This window comes from Streptomyces sp. (genome assembly GCF_035563135.1).
GTDB lineage: Bacteria > Actinomycetota > Actinomycetes > Streptomycetales > Streptomycetaceae > Streptomyces.
Genome location: NZ_DATMVN010000677.1, coordinates 1 through 7,351, shown reverse-complemented (window position 1 = coordinate 7,351; position 7,351 = coordinate 1). Strand labels below are relative to the sequence as shown.

Here is a 7,351-nt window from a genome sequence, read left to right as displayed (position 1 = left end):
CGACGTCCGCGCTGGCCACCACCGACGAGGTGATCAAGTCAGCCAGCACGTCCACCGCGAGCGGGAGATCGTCGTCGAGCACCCGCGCGTAGTAGCAGGTGTACTCCTTCGCCGTGAAGGCGTTCATCTCGCCGCCGACCGCGTCGATCGCGGACGAGATGTCGAGGGCGCTGCGCTTGGCCGTGCCCTTGAAGAGGAGGTGTTCGAGGTAGTGCGTCGCGCCGTTCAGTGCGGGCGTCTCGTCGCGTGAACCGACGTTGGCCCAGATCCCGAAGGTGGCGGAGCGTACGGAGGGCAGCGTCTCGGTGACGACACGGAGACCACCGGGAAGGACGGTACGGCGTACCGTGCCGATGCCGTTGCTGCCCTTGAGGAGCGTTTGGGTACGGGCGACGGCCCGCCCCTCGGAGGAGGGGCGGGCCGTCGTCACGGAACTACGGGACGTCACTTGTCGGTGTCGTCCTTCTTCTCGTCGGCCTCTTCGCCCTCGATCACGGGGATGAGGGAGAGCTTGCCACGGGAGTCGATCTCCGCGATCTCGACCTGGACCTTGGCACCGACGGCGAGCACGTCCTCGACGTTCTCCACGCGCTTGCCACCGGCGAGCTTGCGGATCTGCGAGATGTGCAGCAGACCGTCCTTGCCGGGCATCAGGGAGACGAACGCACCGAAGGTGGTGGTCTTGACGACCGTACCCAGGTAGCGCTCGCCGACCTCCGGCATGGTCGGGTTGGCGATGGCGTTGATCGTGGCGTGGGCGGCCTCGGCCTGCGAGCCCTGCTGGGCACCGATGTAGATGGTGCCGTCGTCCTCGATCGTGATGTCGGCGCCGGTGTCCTCCTGGATCTGGTTGATCATCTTGCCCTTGGGGCCGATGACCTCGCCGATCTTGTCCACGGGGATCTTGACGGTGATGATCCGCGGGGCGTTCGGGGACATCTCGTCCGGGACGTCGATGGCCTCGTTCATGACGTCCAGGATGTGCAGACGCGCGTCACGGGCCTGCTTCAGCGCGGCGGCCAGCACCGAGGCGGGGATGCCGTCGAGCTTGGTGTCGAGCTGGAGCGCGGTCACGAACTCCTTGGTGCCGGCGACCTTGAAGTCCATGTCGCCGAAGGCGTCCTCCGCACCGAGGATGTCGGTGAGGGCGACGTAGTGCGTCTCGCCGTTGTTCTCCTGGGAGATCAGGCCCATGGCGATACCGGCGACGGCGGCCTTGAGGGGCACACCGGCGTTCAGCAGCGACATGGTGGAGGCGCAGACCGAGCCCATGGACGTCGAGCCGTTGGAGCCCAGCGCCTCGGAGACCTGGCGGATCGCGTAGGGGAACTCCTCGCGCGACGGCAGCACCGGCACGATGGCGCGCTCGGCGAGCGCGCCGTGGCCGATCTCACGGCGCTTGGGCGAACCCACGCGGCCGGTCTCACCGACGGAGTACGGCGGGAAGTTGTAGTTGTGCATGTAGCGCTTGCGGGTCACCGGGGAGAGGGTGTCCAGCTGCTGCTCCATACGGAGCATGTTGAGGGTGGTGACGCCCAGGATCTGGGTCTCGCCACGCTCGAACAGCGCCGAGCCGTGCACGCGCGGGATGGCCTCGACCTCGGCGGCGAGCGTACGGATGTCCGTGACGCCGCGGCCGTCGATGCGGACCTTGTCCTTGATGACGCGCTCGCGGACCAGCTTCTTGGTCAGCGCGCGGTAGGCGCCCGAGATCTCCTTCTCGCGGCCTTCGAAGGCCGGGAGCAGCTTCTCGCCCGCGATCTCCTTGATGCGGTCCAGCTCCGCCTCGCGCTCCTGCTTGCCGGCGATGGTGAGCGCCTTGGCGAGCTCGGTGCTGACGGCGCTGGTGAGCGCCTCCAGGACGTCGTCCTGGTAGTCGAGGAAGACCGGGAACTCACCGGTGGGCTTGGCGGCCTTCGCGGCGAGGTCGGACTGGGCCTTGCAGAGCGCCTTGATGAAGGGCTTCGCGGCCTCCAGACCGGCGGCGACGACCTCTTCGGTCGGGGCCTCGGCGCCGTCCTTGACGAGCTGGATGGTCTTCTCGGTGGCCTCGGCCTCGACCATCATGATCGCGACGTCGCCGTCCTCCAGGACGCGACCGGCGACGACCATGTCGAAGACGGCGTCCTCGAGCTCGGTGTGCGTCGGGAAGGCGACCCACTGGCCCTTGATCAGGGCGACACGGGTGCCGCCGATCGGGCCGGAGAAGGGCAGGCCGGCCAGCTGCGTGGAGCAGGAGGCGGCGTTGATCGCGACCACGTCGTACAGGTGGTCGGGGTTGAGCGCCATGATCGTCTCGACGATCTGGATCTCGTTGCGCAGGCCCTTCTTGAAGGAGGGGCGCAGCGGGCGGTCGATCAGGCGGCAGGTGAGGATCGCGTCCTCGGAGGGCCGGCCCTCCCGGCGGAAGAAGGAGCCGGGGATCTTGCCGGCCGCGTACTGCCGCTCCTCGACGTCCACCGTGAGGGGGAAGAAGTCGAGGTTGTCCTTGGGCCGCTTGGAAGCGGTGGTGGCCGACAGCACCATGGTGTCGTCGTCCAGGTACGCGACGGCGGAGCCGGCGGCCTGCTTGGCCAGGCGGCCCGTCTCGAAGCGGATGGTGCGGGTGCCGAAGGTGCCGTTGTCGATCACGGCTTCGGCGTAGTGGGTCTCGTTCTCCACTAGTGATTTCTCCATACTCGTCGTCTTTCGTCCTGCCGCCCGTGTGGCGGAGGACGGTGCGGAGAAGCGCACCGTGTGTGCGGGCCGGTCTTCGATCGAAGCTCCCGGGCGTTGCCCCCGGGGGCCACTACCGAGGACCGGCGGCGGCCGTGGGGCGCCTCTCCTCGTTCTGTTGTCGTGCGTCCAGGTTACTGAGCCTGACCCCGGTCACGCACGTACAGCAAAGGGAGCGGCCCCCTGGACCGGGGTACCGCTCCCTCTCACAGCGTCCTTACTTGGCGCCGCCGGCCGCACCGCGGCGGATGCCGAGGCGGTCGACGAGCGCACGGAAGCGCTGGATGTCCTTCTTGGCAAGGTACTGCAGAAGACGGCGACGCTGGCCGACGAGGATCAGCAGACCCCGGCGGGAGTGGTGGTCGTGCTTGTGCGTCTTGAGGTGCTCCGTCAGGTCCGAGATCCGGCGGGAGAGCATGGCGACCTGGACCTCGGGGGATCCGGTGTCACCCTCCTTCTGGGCGAACTCGGACATGATCTGCTTCTTCGTAGCGGCGTCGAGCGGCACGCGTACTCCTCTTGGTGTTCGATGCGCCCACGAGTGCCCCTGGTCTTGATCTCAGGGGAGCTTCCATGACTCGGAGGCGAAGGTCCGATGAGCGCAGTCCCCAGGATGATCCGAAGACGCGTACACAAACGGCCACTGGCCAGAGTACCAGTCGCCCGGAGCGCGCCCGACGGTGGTCAGCTGGTGAGCGCCCGGATCGAGTGGTAGACGTCGAAGACGGCGAGACACAGCGGCAGCAGCGTCAGGAGCACCACCGCCTCGGCGACCTCCAGGAAGCGCCCCCAGAACGGGGTGACACCCTTGCGCGGCACGATCAGCCCTATGGCGGTGATCAGGGCGGCGACGCCGGCGACCGCGGCGGTGAGCCAGATCGTACGGATGCCGAGCCCCGCGCCGTCCCCCGTGAGCGCCTCGCGGACCAGCGCGAGCGGCGGGTTGAGCGACAGTCCGAGACCGAGGAGCACGAGTGCGGCGAGGCCGGCCCCCAGGGCGCAGCCGACCTGGGCCGTGTAGCGGAACAGGTGGGCGCGCATGAGCATCGCGGCCCCGGTGGCGAGCGCCAGCAGCTGACCCCAGACGCTGTCCGAGAAGCCGAGCACCGCTGCGGCGCCCACGGCCACCAGTGCGCATCCGCCGACCAGCCCGAGGAGCAGTTCGTGGCCGCGCCGCGCCTGGGCGGCGATGCGGTCGGCGTCGACCGGGCCCTGCGGCGCCGGGTCGGACGCCCCGTAGTCACCGACGGTGGTGCGGGGCGGCTCGAAGCCGATCGGGAGGCGGGCGAAGCGGGTGGAGAGTCCGGGCAGGAAGCCGAGGAGCCCCACGGACAGGGGCGCGCACACGGCCGCGGTCTCGGCCGGCTCCATGCCGGTCATGATCGCGACGAAGGTCACCAGTACGCCGATGGCGGAGGCGAACACGAAGGCGACGAAGGTGCCGTCGCCTTCGGGAGCGGCGATCATGAGGATCACCGACACCACCAGCACGGCGGCGCAGGCGAGCAGGAACTGGAGCCTGCCGACGCCCTGGCCCTCGCCGAGCGGCAGGAGCCCGGCACCGGCGACCCCGGCGTTGGCGAGCGCACCGGTCCCGAGCGCGACGGACGAGCCGCGGTCCGCGTAGACACGCGCGCGTACGCAGGCCAGCGCGAGCAGGAGTACGGCGGCGACGGCGGCCAGGACGCCCGGGAGGCCGTGCATGTCGTGCCGCACGTCGGAGGTCCACAGCACGAAGCCGAGCAGGACCAGCAGGACCGACCCTCCGAAGAGTCCGGCCGAGCGCATGAGGCTGTCGCCCCAGAGGGTGCGGTCCCGGGCGACGGCGGTGGCGACGGCGTCGGAGACGTCGTCGAAGACCGCGGGGGGCAGTGACTCCGAGAAGGGTCTCAGGGAGAGCAGTTCGCCGTCGAGGATGCGCTGGCCGGCCAGCGTGCGCCCGCTGTCGAGGACGGTGCCGTCACGGCGCACCAGGTGGTATCCGACCGGGGCGCCCTGGGCCGGGCTCTGACCCGAGAGCCGGAGGATCTCCGGGTAGAGGTCGGCGACGGGGATGTCCTCGGGCAGTGCCACGTCGACGCGGCTGTCCGGCGCGACGACCGTGACCCGGCAGAAACCGGTTCCGTTGCCGGCCGGAACTCCGGGACCCGGCCGTCCGGATCCGGTGGCCGCCCTTCGGGCCGTCGTAGTCACGTGCTGCTCCCCCTCATGGTCCTGCTGGAATCTCCTGAAAACGCACCCCTGGACCACAGGTTCGGTCTGCGTCCCGAATGACCCATTTTTTTGCGGTAGTTAGCGGATGCGTACACGCGTCGCGACACCCTACCGCCCTCGGCTCATGGGGCTCGCCAGTAGGATCCCCCCGCGGACGGAACCCGTCGCCACGGGGGCGCCGATCAGGAACAGTTCCGTCCGGCAAGGGAATTGGTGAGCTGTGAGCCAGATCGTCGTCAAGCGCCCACCGCGGGCCCTCCCCTCCGAAGTTCCGGGCGAGCAGGTGCAGTTGCAACCGCCGCCCGAGCTGCCTCGCGGACAGCAGGAGGGGGTGATGATGCAACTGCTGCCGATGCTCGGCATGGGTGGTTCCGTCGTCTTCTTCTTCATGACGCCGAACCCGATCATGCGGATCATGGGCATGATCATGATCGCGTCGACGATCGCGATGGCCATTGCGATGATCATCCGCTTCCGGCGCGGCACCCAGGGCCAGCTCGCGGACATGCGGCGTGACTACCTGAAGTACCTGACGCAGACCAGGCGCGCCGTGCTGAGGACCGCCCGGCAGCAGCGCGACGCGCAGTTCTACCTCCACCCCTCCCCGGAGCAGCTGTGGGCGCTGGTCGCGGAGGGCAGCCGGGTGTGGGAGCGCCGTGTCGGGGACGCGGACTTCGCGCATGTGCGCATCGGCCTGGGCAGCCAGGAGCTCACCACTCCGCTCGTCGCGCCCGACACCGCCCCGGTCGACGAGCTGGAGCCGCTGACCGCCGGGGCGATGCAGCAGTTCCTGACGGCCCACAGCACACTGGACGGCCTGCCGATGGCGGTCTCGCTCCGTGCCTTCTACCACCTGACGATCAGTGGTGAGGCGGAGTCCGCGCGTGCCACGGCCCGTGCGATGGTCGGGGCGCTCGCCTCGCTGCACTCCCCCGAGGACCTGATCATCGCCGTCGCGGCCGGCCGGGACGCCGCCGCGCGCTGGGACTGGACGAAGTGGCTCCCGCACGTCCAGGCGCGCGGTTCCCTCGACGGCGCCGGCAGCCGTCGTCTGATCAGCACGAGTGTCACGGAGCTCGAGGAACTGCTCGCGGGGCACCTCGACGGCCGGCCCCGCTTCCAGCCGGGCGGGCAGCCGCTCCTGGACCAGCCGCACGTCGTCGTCGTACTCGACGGCGAGTCCGTACCCGCGACGTCCGCGCTCGCGTCGGCCGAGGGCCTTCAGGGCGTGACCGTGGTCGAGATCTTCACGGGCCAGGTCACCGGAGCACGCGGCGGCCTCTCCATCGTGGTGGACCCCACGTCGCTGCAGCTGGAGTCGGGGCACGGGCTGGTGTACGACGGTCTCCCCGATCTGCTGAGCCACGAGGCCGCGGAGGCGCTGGCGCGGCAGCTGGCCCCGCTCCATGTGGCCACCGGCGGGGACGACGACGAACCGCTGCTCGCCAATCTGGAGTTCACCGACCTGCTGAACCTCGGCGACGCCGCGTCGGTCGACGTGAGCCGGACCTGGCGGGCCCGCTCGCAGGCCGAGCGGCTCCGGGTGCCGATCGGCGTGGGTGAGGACGGCGCGCCCGTGATGCTGGACCTCAAGGAGGCGGCGCAGGAGGGCATGGGCCCGCACGGCCTGTGCGTCGGCGCCACCGGTTCCGGCAAGTCCGAGCTGCTCCGTACGCTCGTTCTGGGCCTTGCCGTCACCCACACCTCGGAGACGCTGAACTTCGTCCTCGCGGACTTCAAGGGTGGCGCCACCTTCGCCGGCATGGCGCAGATGCCCCACGTGGCGGCGGTGATCACCAACCTCGCGGACGACCTGACGCTGGTGGACCGCATGGGCGACTCCATCAGCGGTGAGCTCAACCGCCGCCAGGAGATGCTGCGCGACGCGGGCAACTACGCCAACATCCACGACTACGAGAAGGCGAGGGCCGCGGGTGCTCCGCTGCAGCCCATCCCCTCCCTCGTCCTGGTCATCGACGAGTTCAGCGAGCTGCTCACGGCCAAGCCGGACTTCATCGAGATGTTCGTGCAGATCGGGCGCATCGGCCGTTCGCTGGGAGTCCATCTGCTGCTGGCGTCGCAGCGCCTCGAGGAGGGGCGGCTGCGCGGCCTGGAGACCTATCTTTCGTACCGGATCGGTCTGCGTACGTTCTCCGCGGGCGAGTCCCGGGCCGCGCTGGGGGTGCCCGACGCCTACCACCTGCCCAACGTCCCTGGTTCGGGTTATCTGAAGTACGGCACCGACGAGATGGTGCGCTTCAAGGCGGCGTACGTCTCCGGGGTGTACCGCGCGGGCGCCCGGCCGGCCGCGTCGTCCGGGCCCCTGCCCGTGGACCGCAGGCCCGTGGTGTTCACCGCGGCTCCGGTGCCGGTGCGCTACGTGCAGCCGGCCGCGCAGACCGGCGTGCCCGAGGCGCGTCAG

General features: G+C 69.9%; 5 protein-coding genes. 1 reads left to right on the top strand and 4 read right to left on the bottom strand.

The features are described from left to right. The 4 genes from VN520_RS30275 to eccD form a co-directional block, all read right to left on the bottom strand. Positions 1–448, bottom strand: a 448-nt coding sequence (locus VN520_RS30275; protein ID WP_325750136.1) for a M16 family metallopeptidase, incomplete at its 3' end; no start/stop codon positions are given. Beyond that, positions 445–2,661 carry a polyribonucleotide nucleotidyltransferase gene (locus VN520_RS30270; RefSeq protein WP_325750137.1) on the bottom strand — a complete coding sequence of 739 codons (2,217 nt, stop codon included), beginning with the start codon at positions 2,659–2,661 and terminating at the stop codon, positions 445–447. The genes VN520_RS30270 and VN520_RS30275, both read right to left, overlap by 4 nt. Before the next feature lie 271 nt (positions 2,662–2,932). Beyond that, positions 2,933–3,223 carry a 30S ribosomal protein S15 gene (gene rpsO, locus VN520_RS30265; RefSeq protein WP_003965855.1) on the bottom strand — a complete coding sequence of 97 codons (291 nt, stop codon included), beginning with the start codon at positions 3,221–3,223 and terminating at the stop codon, positions 2,933–2,935. A gap of 176 nt (positions 3,224–3,399) precedes the next feature. After that, complete coding sequence (gene eccD, locus VN520_RS30260; protein WP_325750135.1) at positions 3,400–4,908, bottom strand: type VII secretion integral membrane protein EccD; 1,509 nt, start codon at positions 4,906–4,908, stop codon at positions 3,400–3,402. A gap of 241 nt (positions 4,909–5,149) precedes the next feature. On the opposite strand from eccD, the gene eccCa reads away from it, so the two are divergent. Beyond that, on the top strand, positions 5,150–7,351 hold a 2,202-nt coding region (eccCa, locus tag VN520_RS30255; RefSeq protein ID WP_325750134.1), incomplete at its 3' end, for a type VII secretion protein EccCa.